General features: G+C 43.2%; 16 protein-coding genes and 1 pseudogene. 15 read left to right on the top strand and 2 right to left on the bottom strand.

What is annotated here, in order from left to right; genetic code table 11:
• Nucleotides 1–10: 10 nt before the first annotated feature.
• Entirely contained in the window at nt 11–532 is a 522-nt protein-coding gene (locus ROSEINA2194_RS12065) for a CinA family protein (RefSeq protein ID WP_007887406.1), read from the top strand.
• 15 nt (nt 533–547) lie between these two features.
• On the opposite strand, the gene ROSEINA2194_RS12060 is transcribed toward ROSEINA2194_RS12065, so the two are convergent.
• Entirely contained in the window at nt 548–937 is a 390-nt protein-coding gene (locus ROSEINA2194_RS12060) for an RpnC/YadD family protein (RefSeq protein ID WP_007887403.1), read from the bottom strand.
• A 400-nt stretch (nt 938–1,337) separates the two neighbouring features.
• Here ROSEINA2194_RS12060 and ROSEINA2194_RS22115 point away from each other — a divergent pair, with 400 nt between their 5' ends.
• Entirely contained in the window at nt 1,338–1,865 is a 528-nt protein-coding gene (locus ROSEINA2194_RS22115; protein ID WP_252832619.1) for a helix-turn-helix domain-containing protein, read from the top strand.
• Nucleotides 1,844–2,371, top strand: a complete 528-nt coding sequence (locus ROSEINA2194_RS22110; RefSeq protein WP_007887396.1) for a hypothetical protein — start codon at nt 1,844–1,846, stop codon at nt 2,369–2,371. The genes ROSEINA2194_RS22115 and ROSEINA2194_RS22110 overlap by 22 nt, the downstream gene beginning before the upstream one ends.
• On the opposite strand, the gene ROSEINA2194_RS12050 is transcribed toward ROSEINA2194_RS22110, so the two are convergent.
• Nucleotides 2,361–3,296 carry an XdhC family protein gene (locus tag ROSEINA2194_RS12050; protein ID WP_007887394.1) on the bottom strand — a complete coding sequence of 312 codons (936 nt, stop codon included), beginning with the start codon at nt 3,294–3,296 and terminating at the stop codon, nt 2,361–2,363. The genes ROSEINA2194_RS22110 and ROSEINA2194_RS12050 overlap by 11 nt on opposite strands.
• A 427-nt stretch (nt 3,297–3,723) precedes the next feature.
• Between ROSEINA2194_RS12050 and ROSEINA2194_RS12045 the strand changes: the two genes are divergently transcribed.
• From ROSEINA2194_RS12045 to spoIVB, 12 genes and pseudogenes are all read left to right on the top strand, one after another.
• Nucleotides 3,724–4,131 carry a hypothetical protein gene (locus ROSEINA2194_RS12045; protein ID WP_007887392.1) on the top strand — a complete coding sequence of 136 codons (408 nt, stop codon included), beginning with the start codon at nt 3,724–3,726 and terminating at the stop codon, nt 4,129–4,131.
• A 73-nt stretch (nt 4,132–4,204) separates the two neighbouring features.
• Nucleotides 4,205–4,582, top strand: coding sequence for an Asp23/Gls24 family envelope stress response protein (locus tag ROSEINA2194_RS12040; RefSeq protein WP_007887391.1), 378 nt, complete (start codon nt 4,205–4,207; stop codon nt 4,580–4,582).
• 118 nt (nt 4,583–4,700) lie between these two features.
• A complete protein-coding gene (nusB, locus tag ROSEINA2194_RS12035; RefSeq protein WP_007887389.1) occupies nt 4,701–5,093 on the top strand; it encodes a transcription antitermination factor NusB in 393 nt (130 codons plus the stop codon).
• Nucleotides 5,090–6,295 (top strand): exodeoxyribonuclease VII large subunit, encoded by a 1,206-nt coding sequence (gene xseA, locus ROSEINA2194_RS12030; protein WP_007887387.1) that lies wholly within the window; start codon nt 5,090–5,092, stop codon nt 6,293–6,295. The genes nusB and xseA overlap by 4 nt, the downstream gene beginning before the upstream one ends.
• Nucleotides 6,288–6,512, top strand: a complete 225-nt coding sequence (gene xseB / locus ROSEINA2194_RS12025) for an exodeoxyribonuclease VII small subunit (protein ID WP_007887384.1) — start codon at nt 6,288–6,290, stop codon at nt 6,510–6,512. Before xseA ends, xseB begins: the two co-directional genes overlap by 8 nt.
• Before the next feature lie 47 nt (nt 6,513–6,559).
• A complete protein-coding gene (locus tag ROSEINA2194_RS12020; RefSeq protein WP_044927874.1) occupies nt 6,560–7,450 on the top strand; it encodes a polyprenyl synthetase family protein in 891 nt (296 codons plus the stop codon).
• A gap of 72 nt (nt 7,451–7,522) precedes the next feature.
• On the top strand, nt 7,523–9,394 hold the full coding sequence (dxs, locus tag ROSEINA2194_RS12015; RefSeq protein ID WP_007887380.1) for a 1-deoxy-D-xylulose-5-phosphate synthase: 1,872 nt from the start codon (nt 7,523–7,525) through the stop codon (nt 9,392–9,394).
• A 45-nt stretch (nt 9,395–9,439) separates the two neighbouring features.
• Entirely contained in the window at nt 9,440–10,243 is an 804-nt protein-coding gene (locus tag ROSEINA2194_RS12010) for a TlyA family RNA methyltransferase (RefSeq protein ID WP_007887379.1), read from the top strand.
• Nucleotides 10,224–11,105, top strand: a complete 882-nt coding sequence (locus ROSEINA2194_RS12005; RefSeq protein ID WP_007887378.1) for an NAD(+)/NADH kinase — start codon at nt 10,224–10,226, stop codon at nt 11,103–11,105. Before ROSEINA2194_RS12010 ends, ROSEINA2194_RS12005 begins: the two co-directional genes overlap by 20 nt.
• Before the next feature lie 28 nt (nt 11,106–11,133).
• Entirely contained in the window at nt 11,134–11,586 is a 453-nt protein-coding gene (argR, locus tag ROSEINA2194_RS12000; protein ID WP_007887370.1) for an arginine repressor, read from the top strand.
• A 35-nt stretch (nt 11,587–11,621) separates the two neighbouring features.
• Nucleotides 11,622–13,300 (top strand): annotated as a pseudogene (gene recN, locus ROSEINA2194_RS23580) (DNA repair protein RecN).
• A 168-nt stretch (nt 13,301–13,468) separates the two neighbouring features.
• Complete coding sequence (spoIVB, locus tag ROSEINA2194_RS11990; RefSeq protein WP_007887343.1) at nt 13,469–14,680, top strand: SpoIVB peptidase; 1,212 nt, start codon at nt 13,469–13,471, stop codon at nt 14,678–14,680.
• Nucleotides 14,681–14,793: the final 113 nt, after the last annotated feature.

Genomic DNA, 14,793 nt, shown 5'->3' with positions numbered 1-14,793 from the left:
AAGGAACAAAATGAACCAGCAGGAAAAAGATAAAATCGTAAGAAAACTTATTGACACAAATACCACGATTTCCACGATGGAGAGCTGCACTTCCGGGTTGATCGCATCCATGATCACGGATACGGAAGGGGCATCGGCAGTTTTTCCGGGAGGTTATGTCACTTATCTGAACAAAACGAAAATCTTATGCGGTGTTGACGAAAAAATTATAAAAGAGCACGGTGTTTATTCTAAGCAATGTGCGAGGGCGATGGCTGAAACTGCTCAGAAAAACCTTCATACAGAGATTGCGGTCGGAATCACAGGCACGACCGGAAATGTCGACCCGAATAATGCAGACAGCATGCAGGGAAAAGTATTCTTCTGTATTCTTGTGGGAGAGAATGCGTATGACTATGAATACAATGCAGAGGTCACCCAAATGAGCCGCCATGAGATCAAGGAGTTATATGCAGATAAAGTATTTGAAGAACTCGCAAAATTGATAAATATCGTTCATTCCAGTAGTGATCTCTGCTGTGATTCTGTATGAAAAATGATAATTATTTCATGATTTCGTGTTTTGCAGTTGTTTAATTTCGTCTATGGATAAACCGGAAAAATCAGCAATATCTTCCAAAGAAAGTTTGTTGGATTTCAGCATGCGTCTGGCAGTTTCCATTGCAGCATTCTGAAATCCAGTTTTCTTACCTTCAGAGAATCCGTATTCATATTCTGCTTTCCGTAACTTCTTTTCTTCCAATTCTTTATCATATTCAAAAATACTCATACTGATGACCTCATTTCGATTCCGGGTAAGAAATTCCGTCAGAATCCCTTTCTGGATACACTCGTCTACAGCACGCTCCACAGCTTGGTTCAAGGGCATGTCTGTTGCGTAGTGACGCACTCTGGCAACATACTGTGCATATTCGTTTAATGTACTGCAATGTTGCATTAGCTCTGCATTTTGCCATAAATCGTCTCCTGCTTTTCAATTGTTGATGGGTAACAAAAAGCATAGATACGAATGAAGTACACAGATTCTAAAAAAACGAATCTGTCGTTCTTAGAATATAGATGACAAAAATGTCATGAAGATTTTGTAAAATATGCTTTAATTCATTATAACACAGCACAATGAGAAGATACAAGATTGCTTTTTATAAAATCTTTAAATTTGAGCCAAAGTTAAAAAAATGAAAAAACATTTAACAACTCCTCAATTGTGCAGCTTCGAAACTTCTGTTATGATTTATTTACAGAAGCTTCTGCAAACACTTTTTACGCAGTAACAAGCAAGAGTATTGTTGTGGAAAAATAACTTTGAATTTTTATAATATGAGGAGATGACACAAATGCAGATTGGCAGTGTAATAAGAAAATACAGAAAAGAATGTGGGCTTACACAGGAAGAGATGGCAAAAAGGTTAGGGGTGACTACCCCGGCTGTGAATAAGTGGGAAAATGGAAACACGAATCCCGATATCGAACTGTTGGCACCGATTGCCCGGCTGTTGCATATTTCACTCGACACACTGTTGTCTTTTCAGGAAAAACTGACGGACATGGAGATTGAGACACTTATCCGGCAGATGGGTGACAAATTAGAGAAAGAAGGATTTGAAAAGACCTACGAATGGGCGGTGCAGATCACAAAAAAGTATCAGAACTGCAATATGCTGATCTGGCAGATCGCAGTAATGCTTGACGCAGGAAGAATAACAGGAGCGTGCGGGAATCCGGAACAATATGACGAACAGATCAATGCGTGGTATGAGATGGTGTTACAGGACGAAAACGAAGAGATACAGTACCATGCAGCCGATTCTCTGTTTGGCTTTTATTTAAGGAAAAAGAATATGTGGCAGCAGAAAAATATTTAAACTATTTTTCGGAGCATGATCCTATGAAAAAGATATTCAGGGCACGTCTGTACAAAGAGCAGGGAAAAACCGAAGAAGCATATAAAACAATAGAAGAAGTTCTTCTCTCGCAGAGCCAGACGCTTGGTGTTACATTTTCATTTCTGCTTAGTATGGCATTGAAAGAAAAAGATTTTGACTATGGAAGAGTGCTCGCAGAGAAAATGGGAGCACTCGCCCATACATTTGAGATGGGAAAATATAGTGAGTGTTCCACTATGCTTGATGTTGTATATGCAGAGAAAAATGTAGAAGGTACTTTTCAGGTGGTCAGGCAATTGCTTGAAAATGTGGAGAGTATTGGAGATTTTTCGGGTTCAAAATTATACCGGCATCTGCAATTTAAGAAAAATGCCCGTTGGAATGCAGACGAATTGCGCGAAAAACTGTTAGAAGGATTCCGCGATGAGACAGAATTTTCTTATATGAAAGGATATGAACCGTGGGAAAAACTTGTTAGTAAATAGGAAAAGTGAAGGGATAAATCTCCACTTTCCCCGGTACATATTGAATGATCACATCCATCGTTCCTCCGCATACCATGCCTTCTTCCCCGGCAAAATCATTGGTCATATCGACGGAGAGGAACGTATCTTTTTTGTCAGAGAGAACTTCTAAGGCCTTTCGCAGTACTTCATGCTCGCCACAGCCGCCGCCAATCGTGCCAAAAGACTGTCCAAGCGCATTGACGCACATGATCGCACCGGTTTTGACGGGAGTAGAGCCTTTGCGATCCACAACAACGGCGATCGCTTTTGGTCCCTCTGTGTGGAGTGCGTTTAAGAAAACGGGATCAAGGTTAGTCTGTTCAAGGATCCCGTTCTTCTTCCCAGGGGAAAGCCTGCTGCGGCAGAGAATCAGTTCGGATAAAATGGAAATGGCAATCTCATCCGTTGTGACGGCACCGATGTCTAAACCGATCGGCGTATGGATCTGATCGAGAAAAGAGCGGTCAATCCCTTCAGTGCATAGGTTCTCAAAAAGTCCGGCGACACGTCTTTTGGAACCGATAAGTCCCATATAAGCAGGTGTGATACCGCTTGCATAAATTGTGCGGATACAGTCGGCATCATGGACGTGCCCGCGGGTGAGAATCGCAACAAAATCCTGATTGGTCAGCTTGATTTTGGTAATGGCAGCAGGAAAACTGTCACAGATCACTTCTTTAGCTTCTTTCATAGTGTAAGAATTAGCGAAGGAAGGTCTGTCGTCTGCTGCGTAGACATCAAATTCCAACTGGGAGGCAAAGCGACAGAGAGACTGTGCAACATAGCCACAGCCTAACAGAATCAGACGTCTCGGTGCCTGAAATTTTCTTGTATACACGATGGATTCTGCGGAATCCGGTACTTCAAATTGCATTTCAAATGGGTGAAAATCTGTATGATTCATAGGCGAAATCCTTTATAATAATTTATTTTTATTGTTCTAAATATTGTCATATGTTTGGCACAAATAGCACAATAAGGTATTGCGTATATGGAAAGTATATCATTGATTCTGTTTAAAAACTATGAAAAATATTTTATGCTTATAACATATTTACATTTTTATGCCATATAGGGTAAAATATTTGTAAAACTCATAATCAAAGTAATGCAAGTTGTGGAAATGCAACAAAAGCTTGAGAAGACACTGGGGAGCCACCGGTTCTTAGAAGGCAGGAACAACGATAAGTTGTGACTGGCTTCTTAGTACCGCTGTGAGCGACACGTAGCGGGAGCGTGTCTTCGAAAATTTTGTTACATTTTCACAACATTCATAACCTAAATTAGAGTTTTGCAAAATACAAACACCAAAGAAAAGTGAGGAACCCCAAATGGCAGATAACGCATTAAAAATCGAATATAAATTATACTTGGAAGCAGAGGATGTTTCGCAGTCAAGGATCCTTTCTTCTGCATCCTATCTGGAAAATGTGCTGCATAATCATGCAAACCCATACATAAAATGCGCACAGATCGACAACGAGAGCGATTTAGATGAATTCGAGTTGAGATTATATGTGGATGAGGCGATCGAGGAGGCAGACTGTGCAAATGCGGATGCAGCAGAGGCATTTTTAGATGAGTTCGCAGATGTTTTATCAGAAATTGCGCACATTCATTCCTTTATGGATATGGAGGGAAGCTTTTCTGTTTCCTTTGAGGGAGAGCATATTGCCTATGATTTTAAATCCGAACCGGGTGACGGTATGTGTGACTTTATGGAACGGAAAGAAAATTAATACATTTTTTGTTTTCAAAAATGGAATAGTCTGTTATAATAGTTACATAATATCACTTAGGAGGCATTAAGCGATGGCTGAGGATAGAAAAACATTTAAAATAAAGGATGGACATTTGGGAGAAGTGAAGATAGCAGATGAAGTAGTTGCAATTATTGCGGGACTGGCTGCAACAGAAGTCGAAGGTGTCAGTTCCATGGCTGGTAACATTACCAATGAACTTGTCAGCAAGCTTGGAATGAAGAATCTTTCCAAGGGTGTTCGCGTGGAAGTATTGAGCGGTATTGTGAATGTGGATGTGGCGCTGAATATTGCTTACGGCTACTCCATCCCGGAAGTATCTGCGAAAGTTCAGGAACGCGTAAAATCAGCAATTGAGAATATGACAGGATTGGAAGTATCTATCGTGAATGTTCGTATTGCAAGCGTAGATATGGGTAATAATAAATAATCCTTTGCAGAACGTAACGCAAGTTATGGACGATGTAGTAGAATAAAGGGTGTCCGAGCGACATCCTTTTTTTACCTTGTAAAGGAATGGAGATTATCGAGACAGAAAGGATCAATCAATGACCAGAAGAGGATTAAGAGAACAGGTTTTTAAAATGCTTTTCCGTGTGGAGTTCCACAATGTGGAAGATATGCCGGAGCAGATGAATATGTTTGAGGAAGTGGAGGAGTGCAGCGAGAAGGACAAAGAGTACATTTCCAACAAGTTCCACAACATTGTAGAGAAGATTGATGAGATCGATGCAGCGATCAATGAGGTTTCCGAGGGATGGAAGACCAGAAGAATGGGAAAAGTAGATCTGACTCTGATTCGTCTTGCAGTATACGAGATGAAGTACGAGGATGATATCCCGGTAAAAGTTGCGATCAATGAGGCTGTTGAACTTGCAAAACAGTATGGAACGGATGAATCACCGGCATTTGTAAATGGAGTATTGGCAAAATTAGCATGATGAAGAATGTTTATTCAGTTGGACAGGTGAATACATACATCAAAAATATGTTTGCCCAGGATTTTATGATGCAGCGCATCAGTGTCAAGGGCGAAGTGTCTAACTGCAAGTATCATTCCTCAGGGCATATTTATTTCACTTTGAAGGATCCGGCTGGGACGATCAATGCGATCATGTTTGCAGGAAACCGCCGGGGGCTCTCTTTTCAGATGAAAGAGGGTGACAAAGTCATCGTGACAGGCTCTGTGGAAGTCTATGAACGGGATGGAAAGTATCAGCTCTATGCCAGGGAGATTGAACTGGATGGAGCTGGTAATTTATATTTAAAATTTGAAGCGTTAAAAAAAGAATTAGAAGAGATGGGCATGTTTGCCCCGGAGTACAAGAAGAGAATCCCAACATATATCAGGAGGCTTGGGATTGTCACAGCTCCGACTGGTGCTGCTGTACAGGATATTCGCAATATTTCCGCAAGAAGGAATCCTTATGTGCAGCTTATTTTATATCCGGCGCTTGTGCAGGGGGAAGGTGCGGTAAGCAGTATTGTAAACGGTATCCGTGCATTAGATGCACTTGGCGTGGATGTGATCATTGTCGGACGAGGTGGAGGTTCCATCGAGGATCTGTGGGCGTTTAACGAGGAGGAGGTTGCAAGGGCGATCTTTGAATGTGAGACGCCGGTTATCTCCGCTGTCGGACATCAGACGGACACAACGATCGCAGATTTTGTGGCAGATTTAAGGGCGCCGACACCGTCTGCAGCTGCAGAACTTGCTGTTTTTGATCATCAGGCGGCAGTGGCAGAGATTTCAGCAAAAACTGCAAGGATGAACCGGGCTTTGCAGCAGAAGTTAGATATTGCAAAGTTGAAAGTAAACCAGTATCAGACAAAGTTACAGTACGTAAGCCCGGAGAGCAGGCTGCATGAACATCGCAGATATGCGGTAGACCTTGAGGAAAAATTATACCGGCAGATGGAGCAGGTGCTTACGGAAAAGAAGCACAGACTTGCAATACTGACAGGTCAGATGGAAGGGGTATCCCCTTTGAAGAAGCTGAGTCAGGGGTTCTCTTATGTTGCGGATGAAACCGGGAAGGCGGTGACGGATGCTTCCACCGTAAAAGTGGGGGATCCACTTACGGTACATCTGTTAAAGGGAACACTGAAGGCAAATGTCACGGAGGTATTTGACAATGAGTGAAGAACAGACGAAGCAGAATGTTTCTCTGGAAGAGACATTTGAACAGATAGAGACAATCATAAAACAATTGGAAAGTCCTGAAGTTACACTGGATGATTCTTTTCGTCTGTATCAGGCAGGCGTGGAAAAGTTAAAGACATGTAATTTACTTCTGGACACTGTTGAGAAGAAAATGCAGGTGATGCAGACCGATGGATCACTGGCAGATTTCGAGTGATGAAACAGTTCCTGTAACAAACTGGAATGGAAGAAGGAGCAGCAGAGTTGGATATTAGAGCAGAGATTCAGACAAGAGTAGATGAGATAGAACAGATCATAAAACGCTATCTTCCGGAGGAAGAGGGCTGGCAGAAGACCATTATGGAGGCAATGAATTACAGTATTCTTGCCGGTGGAAAAAGACTTCGCCCGATGTTGATGTCGGAGACCTATCGTCTGTTTGGTGGAAAATCAAAAGTGATCGAGCCTTTTATGGCGGCAATGGAGATGATTCATACCTATTCTCTGGTGCACGATGATCTTCCGGCGATGGACAATGACGAGTACCGCAGAGGGAAAAAGACAACACACGCGGTCTATGGCGAGGCGATGGGGATTCTTGCGGGCGATGCACTGTTGAATTATGCATTTGAAACGGCTGCAAAGGCGTTTGATATGGAACCGGATAACCGGAATATCGGAAAAGCCATGCAGATTCTTGCCACAAAGGCGGGCATTTATGGTATGGTCGGAGGACAGGTTGTGGATGTGCAGTCGGAGGATTCCGGCGACATCACAAAAGAAAAGCTTGATTTTATTTACCGTTTGAAAACCGGAGCGCTCATCGAAAGCTCTATGCTCATCGGCGCTGTTTTGGCAGGGGCAACGAAAAACGAACAGAACACGATCGAGAAAGCAGCCACAGAAGTCGGGCTGGCGTTCCAGATTCAGGATGATATTTTAGATGTCACAAGTACGTTGGAAGTGTTAGGAAAACCAATTGGCAGCGATGAGAAGAACCACAAGGCAACCTATGTGTCCTTCGAAGGGCTTGAGAAGGCAAAGGAAGATGTTGCATTGTATACAAACAGCGCAGTGGCAAGAATGGATTCGCTGGTGGTGAAGAATGAGTTTTTGAATGAACTGCTGCTTTACTTAATTTCCAGAGAAAAATAAGAACTCTGCGGAGAAAGAACGGAGATTCACTTTGGAGTTTCCGTAAGAAAGTAAGAAATCGAGGTACCAGATATGGTATTAGAAAAGATAAATCAACCGAATGATATAAAATCCCTCACAGACGAAGAACTGAAAATTCTTGCCTCTGAGATCCGGGAATTTTTAATAGAAAAGATTTCAGTGACAGGCGGTCATCTGGCATCGAATCTGGGGGTAGTCGAACTGACCATGGCACTGCATCTTGCACTGGATCTTCCAAAAGATAAGATTATATGGGATGTGGGACATCAGTCTTACACGCACAAGCTTCTGACCGGAAGACGGGAAGGTTTTGACGGGCTGCGTAAGTACGGCGGAATGAGCGGTTTCCCAAAACGGAAAGAAAGCGAATGTGACTGCTTTGACACCGGTCACAGCTCCACATCGATTTCCGCAGGACTTGGGTATGCGCTGGCGAGAGAGATCACAGGGGAGGACTATAAGGTGGTCTCTGTGATCGGAGATGGTGCGTTGACCGGAGGAATGGCGTTTGAGGCACTCAATAATGCGGCAAGGCTCAAATCCAATTTTATTATTATTTTAAATGATAATAATATGTCAATCTCAGAGAATGTAGGCGGTCTGTCCTCGTATCTTGCCGGTTTCCGGACAGCAGACGCCTATCTGGATCTGAAATTAAATGTGTTAAATTCCCTGAATAAAATGCCTTACGGAGAAAAAATGGTCTCTAAAATACGTAAGACAAAAAGTGGAATCAAACAGCTTCTGATTCCGGGAATGTTTTTTGAGGAAATGGGAATCGTGTATTTAGGACCGGTGGACGGTGGCAATCTTCATGGAATTGTGAAGCTTTTAAGAGAGGCTTCGCATATCGATGGACCGGTATTGATCCATGTCATGACACACAAAGGTGCGGGGTATGCACCGGCAGAGAGACATCCTGCAAGATTCCACGGAACAGAACCGTTTGATATTGAAACAGGGCTTCCGAAGAATCCAAGAGTGAAGGCAAATTATACCGATATTTTTTCAACTGTCATGCGAAAGCTTGGCGACCGGGATGAAAAAGTGGTGGCAGTGACGGCAGCAATGACAGATGGAACAGGATTAAAACGTTTTCATAACATGTTCCCGGAGCGGTTTTTCGATGTTGGGATTGCGGAACAGCATGCAGTGACGTTTGCGGCAGGGCTGGCAGCGGCTGGGCTGAAACCGATTTTTGCGGTGTATTCTTCTTTTTTACAGAGAGCATACGACCAGATTTTACATGATGTCTGTATCCAGAATCTGCCGGTGGTATTTGCCATTGACAGAGCCGGATTAGTTGGAAGCGATGGGGAGACACATCAGGGAATTTTTGATATCTCCTATCTGTCATCCATTCCGAATATGACGATCATGGCACCGAAGAATAAGTGGGAACTGTCCGATATGATCAAATATGCAGTGAATTTTGGTACACCGGTTGCAGTACGCTACCCGAGAGGTGAGGCATATGATGGACTGAAAGAGTACCGCGCACCGATCAGCATTGGAAAGTGTGAATGGATTTACCGGGAATCCGGGATCGCATTATTTGCATTGGGATCAATGGTAAAAACTGCGGTTGCAGTCCGGGATGCATTGAAAGCAGAAGGATATCCGTGCAGCATTATCAATGCGCGTTTTGCAAAACCGTTGGATGAAGACGCATTGAGGTACATTACAGAACACCATAAAGTGATCGTCACAATGGAGGAAAACGTGATCAGCGGTGGATTTGGAGAGCATGTGACCGAGTTTTATAATAATGAGAACTGCAAAGATATCCGCATTGTAAATATTGCAATTCCGGATGAATACGTGGAACATGGAAATGTGGAACTTTTGCGAAAAGAAGTCGGTCTGGATGCGGATACGATCATAGCGCGCACGATAGAAGCGTATCAGAACGTGACAGAATAAAAGATTCTAAGATAATGAATAGAATGAGCAGAGAGAGCGGAGAGAATGAAAGAAAGATTAGATATTTTACTTGTAAATAAAGGACTTGCGCCATCCAGAGAGAAAGCGAAAGCGATGATCATGGAGGGAAATGTATTTGTCGACAATAACCGTGAGGACAAGGCTGGTTCTACGTTTGACGTGAATGCCAATATTGAGGTAAAAGGTAACACCTTAAAGTATGTAAGCCGTGGCGGTTTGAAACTGGAAAAAGCCATGACACATTTTGGTATCACATTAGAGGGAAAAGTCTGTATGGACATCGGAGCCTCCACAGGTGGTTTTACGGACTGTATGCTCCAGAACGGCGCGGTCAAAGTTTATGCTGTGGACGTGGGATATGGTCAGTTTGCGTGGAAACTGCGGCAGGATGAACGGGTTGTCTGTATGGAAAAGACAAACATCCGTTATGTGAAACCGGAAGATATCGCAGACCGCCTTGATTTTGCGTCAGTGGATGTTTCCTTTATCTCTCTGACCAAAGTATTAGGACCTGCAAGGGAGCTGTTAAACGATAATGGCGAGATGGTTTGCCTTATTAAACCGCAGTTTGAAGCCGGCAGGGAAAAGGTAGGAAAAAAGGGAGTTGTCAGGGATAAAGCGGTTCATGAGGAAGTCATCCACAAAGTGATCGATTATGCGGTGGAGATTGGATTTCACATTTTAAATCTGGAGTATTCGCCGATCAAGGGACCGGAAGGAAATATTGAGTATCTTGTCTATATCAGAAAAGAAGCCGAAGGCAGCAGAGAGGAATCCGTTGATGTTCATGCAGTGGTAGAGGCTGCACATGGGGAACTGGACAAATAATATGAAACATTTTTTGATTATCACCAATGCATTCAAAGATAAAAACTTAAAACTGACCAATGAGATCAAAGGGTATATCGAAAAAAAGGGTGGCAGCTGCCAGTGCTTTACGAGTACCGGAGATGATGCAAAACACGCAGCACCTGAGGCTGATGCGGTTGCACCGGAGACAGAGTGTGTGCTTGTGTTAGGAGGAGATGGTACGTTGATCAGGGCTGCTTCCAAACTGGTGGAACAAAATATGGCGCTCATCGGAGTCAATCTTGGAACACTCGGATATCTTTGCGAACTGGAGGAGTCAAATGTTTTTACAGCAGTGGATGAACTGATGGAAGAACATTATACCGTTGAGAAACGCATGATGCTTTGCGGTTATGGAATCAAGCAGAGTGAGAAGACAGAGCGCAAAGTGGCACTCAATGATATCGTCATCCACCGGACAGGGGCGCTGTCAGTGGTAAATCTGATCGTTTTTGTCAATGGGGAATATCTGAATACATTTCGTGCAGATGGAATCATCATCTCCACGCCGACAGGGTCTACCGGCTATAATATGTCCGCAGGCGGACCGATCGTCGATCCGAAGGCAAGCATGATCATTATCACTCCAATCAATGCGCATAATTTGAATTCCAGAAGTATTGTGATCGGTGCTGAAGACGAAGTGATGATCGAAATTGGCGAAAGACGTTCCCAGAAGGACGAGACAGTGGAAGTCAGCTTTGATGGGGACAATGCTGTGGGATTAGAGGTTGGAGATAAGTTTCTGATCCGGAAAGCAGATTCCACAACAAGAATCTGTAAACTCAACAATATGAGCTTTCTGGAAATACTGCGCAAAAAAATGAAAGCTTATACATAAACACAAAGCTTAGGAGGTCAGACCGGAAATGAAGACAAAACGTCAGACAAAAATGTTGGAACTGATAAAAAAACATGATATTGAGACACAGGAAGAGTTATCCGATTATCTCCAGAAAGAAGGATATCAGGTGACACAGGCAACGGTTTCCAGAGATATCCGGGAATTAAAACTTACGAAAGTTGCTATGAGTAATGGTCGACAGAAGTACGCTGCCCTGACAGAGGCGAATGAAGACCTTTCCGAAAAATATACCCGTGTTTTTCGGGATGCTTTTGTGTCTATGGATATGGCGCAGAATATTCTGGTGATCAAAACGGTTTCCGGAATGGCAATGGCAGTTGCGGCAGCGATAGATGCCATGCATCTGCATGAGATCGTCGGCTGTATTGCCGGTGATGATACCATAATGTGTGCAGTGCGAAGCGTAGATGACACGATTGCAGTGATGAGTCGTCTGCGTAAGCTTGTAGAAGATTAGAACATATACTTTTGGGGAGAGTAGAAGGAGACTATATGTTACAGAATCTACATGTGAAAAATCTGGCGTTGATTGACGAGACAGAGGTTGATTTCAGGAATGGGTTAAACATTTTATCCGGTGAGACCGGTGCGGGAAAATCAATTATCATTGGTTCTATCAATCTGGCGTTAGGGGAAAAAGTACAGAAGGAGATGCTTCGTGAAAATGCGGATTATGCGTTGGTGGAGCTTATTTTTTCTGTGACGGATGAAAAACAGAAAGAACTCTTACGAGAGCTGGACGTGTTCCCGGAGAATGACGAAGTCATCTTAAGCAGGAAGATCGTCAACGGCAGAGGTGTTGCAAAAGTGAATGCAGAGAGTGTTCCGGCATCCAAAATGCGTGAGATCGCCTCAATTTTGATCGACATTCATGGACAGCATGAACATCAGTCGCTTTTGTCGAAAAAGAAACATCTTGAAATCTTAGATGATTATGCAAAAGAAGAAATTTTTGATCCAAAGGAAAAGTTAAGGGAAGCCTACAAAAATTACCGTGCTCTGCTGGAAGAACTGAAGGCGGCAGATGTGGACGAGGAAGAACGGCTCCGGGAGATCTCATTTTTGGAATACGAGATCAAAGAAATTGAGGATGCGGACTTAAAAGAGGGCGAGGATGAGGCATTGGAGGCTGACTACCGGAAATTCTCCAACGGAAAGAAGATTATGGAGGCGGTGAATGCCGCCTATCAGTATACCGGAAATCAGAGTGACAACGTATCTGAACTTACCGGAAGGGCATTGCGGGAATTGAATGCGGCGTCTGCATATGATGAAAAAGTAAAAGGGCTGGAAGAGCAGTTATTAGAAATCGATAACCTTGTAAATGACTTTAATCGTGAGCTTGCAGATTATATTGACGAGACGGAGTTTGACGATGAAACGTTTTACCGGATGGAAAAACGTCTGGATGAGCTGAATCATTTAAAATCAAAGTACGGAAGCACGATTGCAGATATATTGTCTGAATTGGAGAAAAACAAGGCCGATTGCAACAATTGCAGGATTTTGACCAGTATATTGGAAATTTGAAGCAAAAACTTGCAGATGCGGAGCAGGATTTAAAGAAATACTGTGATAAAGTATCGAAAATCCGTAAAAAATATGCAAAAAAACTGACAGGTGCTGTGACAGAGGCATTGAAAGACTTAAACTTTTTAGATGTGAAATTCGAGATGGAGTTTGGACAGACCGCAGACTATACGGCAAACGGAACAGATGATCCGGAGTTCTTGATTTCCACCAATCCTGGAGAACCCGTAAAACCGTTGGGTAAAGTCGCATCCGGCGGTGAACTTTCGAGAATTATGCTTGCAATCAAAACGGTATTGGCAGATCAGGATGCAATCGAGACACTCATTTTCGATGAGATTGACAGTGGAATCAGCGGACGCACCGCGCAGATGGTTTCGGAAAAAATGAATGTGCTTGCAAAAAATCATCAGATCATCTGTATCACGCATTTACCACAGATCGCCGCAATGGCTGATGCACATTATCTGATCGAAAAATCTGTGGAAAATAAGACCACGGTATCGAAGATCAAGTGTCTTTCCGGGGAGGAGAGTATTGACGAGCTGGCAAGAATGCTCGGCGGTGTGGAGATCACAGAGAAAGTCCGGGAGAGTGCAAGAGAGATGAAAGAACTTGCACATCAGAAAAAATGCCATTAATTGACACGAAAAAGACAGTTTGAAAAAAAGAAAGAGACACATAATAAAAGGGTACATAGCGTATATGTACTCTTTTTTTTGACAATAGAATGTCCGCAGGGCGTGCATGCTATTGTTATGGCGACGAGGAAAATAGCCCGATATTCATTGGGGTGCAGGAGATAAAAAATGGACAGATACAAAAGTTTTTTTCGTGGAATTGCATATGCAGGTTATTGTATCGTATTTTTATTTGCGGTCTATACATTTGAAAAATCAATACCGGATCAGATATATGTGAAAGCAGGGGAAGCAATCGATTACCGGTTTCAGGTGCCTGTGACAATGGAAATACAGGAGGACAACTCGCCTGTAGCAAAAAGCACAAATAATGCCAATGTGAGGCAGTCCTACATTGTCACCTGCCGCCTGTTTGGTATTTTTCCGGTGAAAGATATAGAAGTTGTACTTGTGGACGGAGATGCGGTCTATGCAGGCGGGATGCCGATCGGCATCTATGTGAAGACAAGCGGTGTCCTCGTGATCGGTACCAGTGAAGTGGAACGGCCGGATGGAAGTGAAGCTGCACCTGCGGAGAACATTTTGAAAGCCGGAGATTATATATTAAGTGTGAATGGGGAGAAGGTTGCAGAGAAGGAGGATCTGCAGCGCCTGGTACAGCAGAACGGTGCAGAAAAAGAAATTCTTAAAATTAACCGCAAGGGAGAAGAGGTTGAGGTTGGTGTGACACCCGTACAAAATAAAAATGGAACGTATATGCTAGGAGCATGGGTGCGTGATGATCTTGCCGGAATAGGAACTTTGACGTATTACAAAGAAGATGGAACCTATGGTGCTTTAGGGCATGCCGTCAGCGATGGAGATGTCGGCGGGCGCATCCAGATGAGTGAAGGCTATGTATACAATGCACAGATCATCGGAGTGAAAAAAGGACAAAAAGGAAATCCGGGCGAATTATCGGGAATGATCCGTTACCAGAGTGCTGACTGCCTTGGAACAATCGAGGAAAATACAGACATTGGTATTTATGGAAAACTGGATGGGAATATTGCAGCACTGCCGCGTGGAGATTACTATAACATCTGTTACAAGCAGGATATTAAACAGGGACCGGCGACGATCATCTGTGGTTTTACCGGAGAGAAGAAAGAGTATGCGATTGAGATAGAGAGTCTTGATTACAGTGGAAGAGAGGCGAATAAAGGAATTCTATTCCGGGTGACGGATGAGCAGCTTTTAGACATGACAGGCGGTATTGTGCAGGGAATGAGTGGCAGTCCCATCCTTCAGGATGGAAAAATAATCGGCGCCGTGACACATGTCTTTGTCTCAGATTCGTCCATGGGCTATGGGATTTTTATTGAGAATATGGTAGAATGAAAAAAGAAATTGTAAAATAAAGTCCTTTGGTACACTTGCCGACGAAGTTCGACAAAATTTACGAGAGGAAAATGAGTATGCTGATAACACATGTAAAGATTTGCCAGGAAAAG

It is taken from the genome of Roseburia inulinivorans DSM 16841, from assembly GCF_000174195.1.
In the GTDB taxonomy this organism is placed as follows: Bacteria; Bacillota; Clostridia; order Lachnospirales; family Lachnospiraceae; genus Roseburia; species Roseburia inulinivorans.
This window is presented reverse-complemented; position numbering and strand designations above follow the sequence as displayed.

Bases quoted from the DNA above. Each gene is read 5' to 3' on its own strand.
- ROSEINA2194_RS12065 (WP_007887406.1), top strand. From the start codon at position 11: ATGAACCAGCAGGAAAAAGATAAAATCGTAAGAAAACTTATTGACACA.
- ROSEINA2194_RS12060 (WP_007887403.1), bottom strand. From the start codon at position 937: ATGCAACATTGCAGTACATTAAACGAATATGCACAGTATGTTGCCAGA.
- ROSEINA2194_RS22115 (WP_252832619.1), top strand. From the start codon at position 1,338: ATGCAGATTGGCAGTGTAATAAGAAAATACAGAAAAGAATGTGGGCTT.
- ROSEINA2194_RS12050 (WP_007887394.1), bottom strand. From the start codon at position 3,296: ATGAATCATACAGATTTTCACCCATTTGAAATGCAATTTGAAGTACCG.
- ROSEINA2194_RS12045 (WP_007887392.1), top strand. From the start codon at position 3,724: ATGGCAGATAACGCATTAAAAATCGAATATAAATTATACTTGGAAGCA.
- ROSEINA2194_RS12040 (WP_007887391.1), top strand. From the start codon at position 4,205: ATGGCTGAGGATAGAAAAACATTTAAAATAAAGGATGGACATTTGGGA.
- nusB (WP_007887389.1), top strand. From the start codon at position 4,701: ATGACCAGAAGAGGATTAAGAGAACAGGTTTTTAAAATGCTTTTCCGT.
- xseA (WP_007887387.1), top strand. From the start codon at position 5,090: ATGATGAAGAATGTTTATTCAGTTGGACAGGTGAATACATACATCAAA.
- xseB (WP_007887384.1), top strand. From the start codon at position 6,288: ATGAGTGAAGAACAGACGAAGCAGAATGTTTCTCTGGAAGAGACATTT.
- dxs (WP_007887380.1), top strand. From the start codon at position 7,523: ATGGTATTAGAAAAGATAAATCAACCGAATGATATAAAATCCCTCACA.
- ROSEINA2194_RS12010 (WP_007887379.1), top strand. From the start codon at position 9,440: ATGAAAGAAAGATTAGATATTTTACTTGTAAATAAAGGACTTGCGCCA.
- ROSEINA2194_RS12005 (WP_007887378.1), top strand. From the start codon at position 10,224: ATGGGGAACTGGACAAATAATATGAAACATTTTTTGATTATCACCAAT.
- argR (WP_007887370.1), top strand. From the start codon at position 11,134: ATGAAGACAAAACGTCAGACAAAAATGTTGGAACTGATAAAAAAACAT.
- spoIVB (WP_007887343.1), top strand. From the start codon at position 13,469: ATGGACAGATACAAAAGTTTTTTTCGTGGAATTGCATATGCAGGTTAT.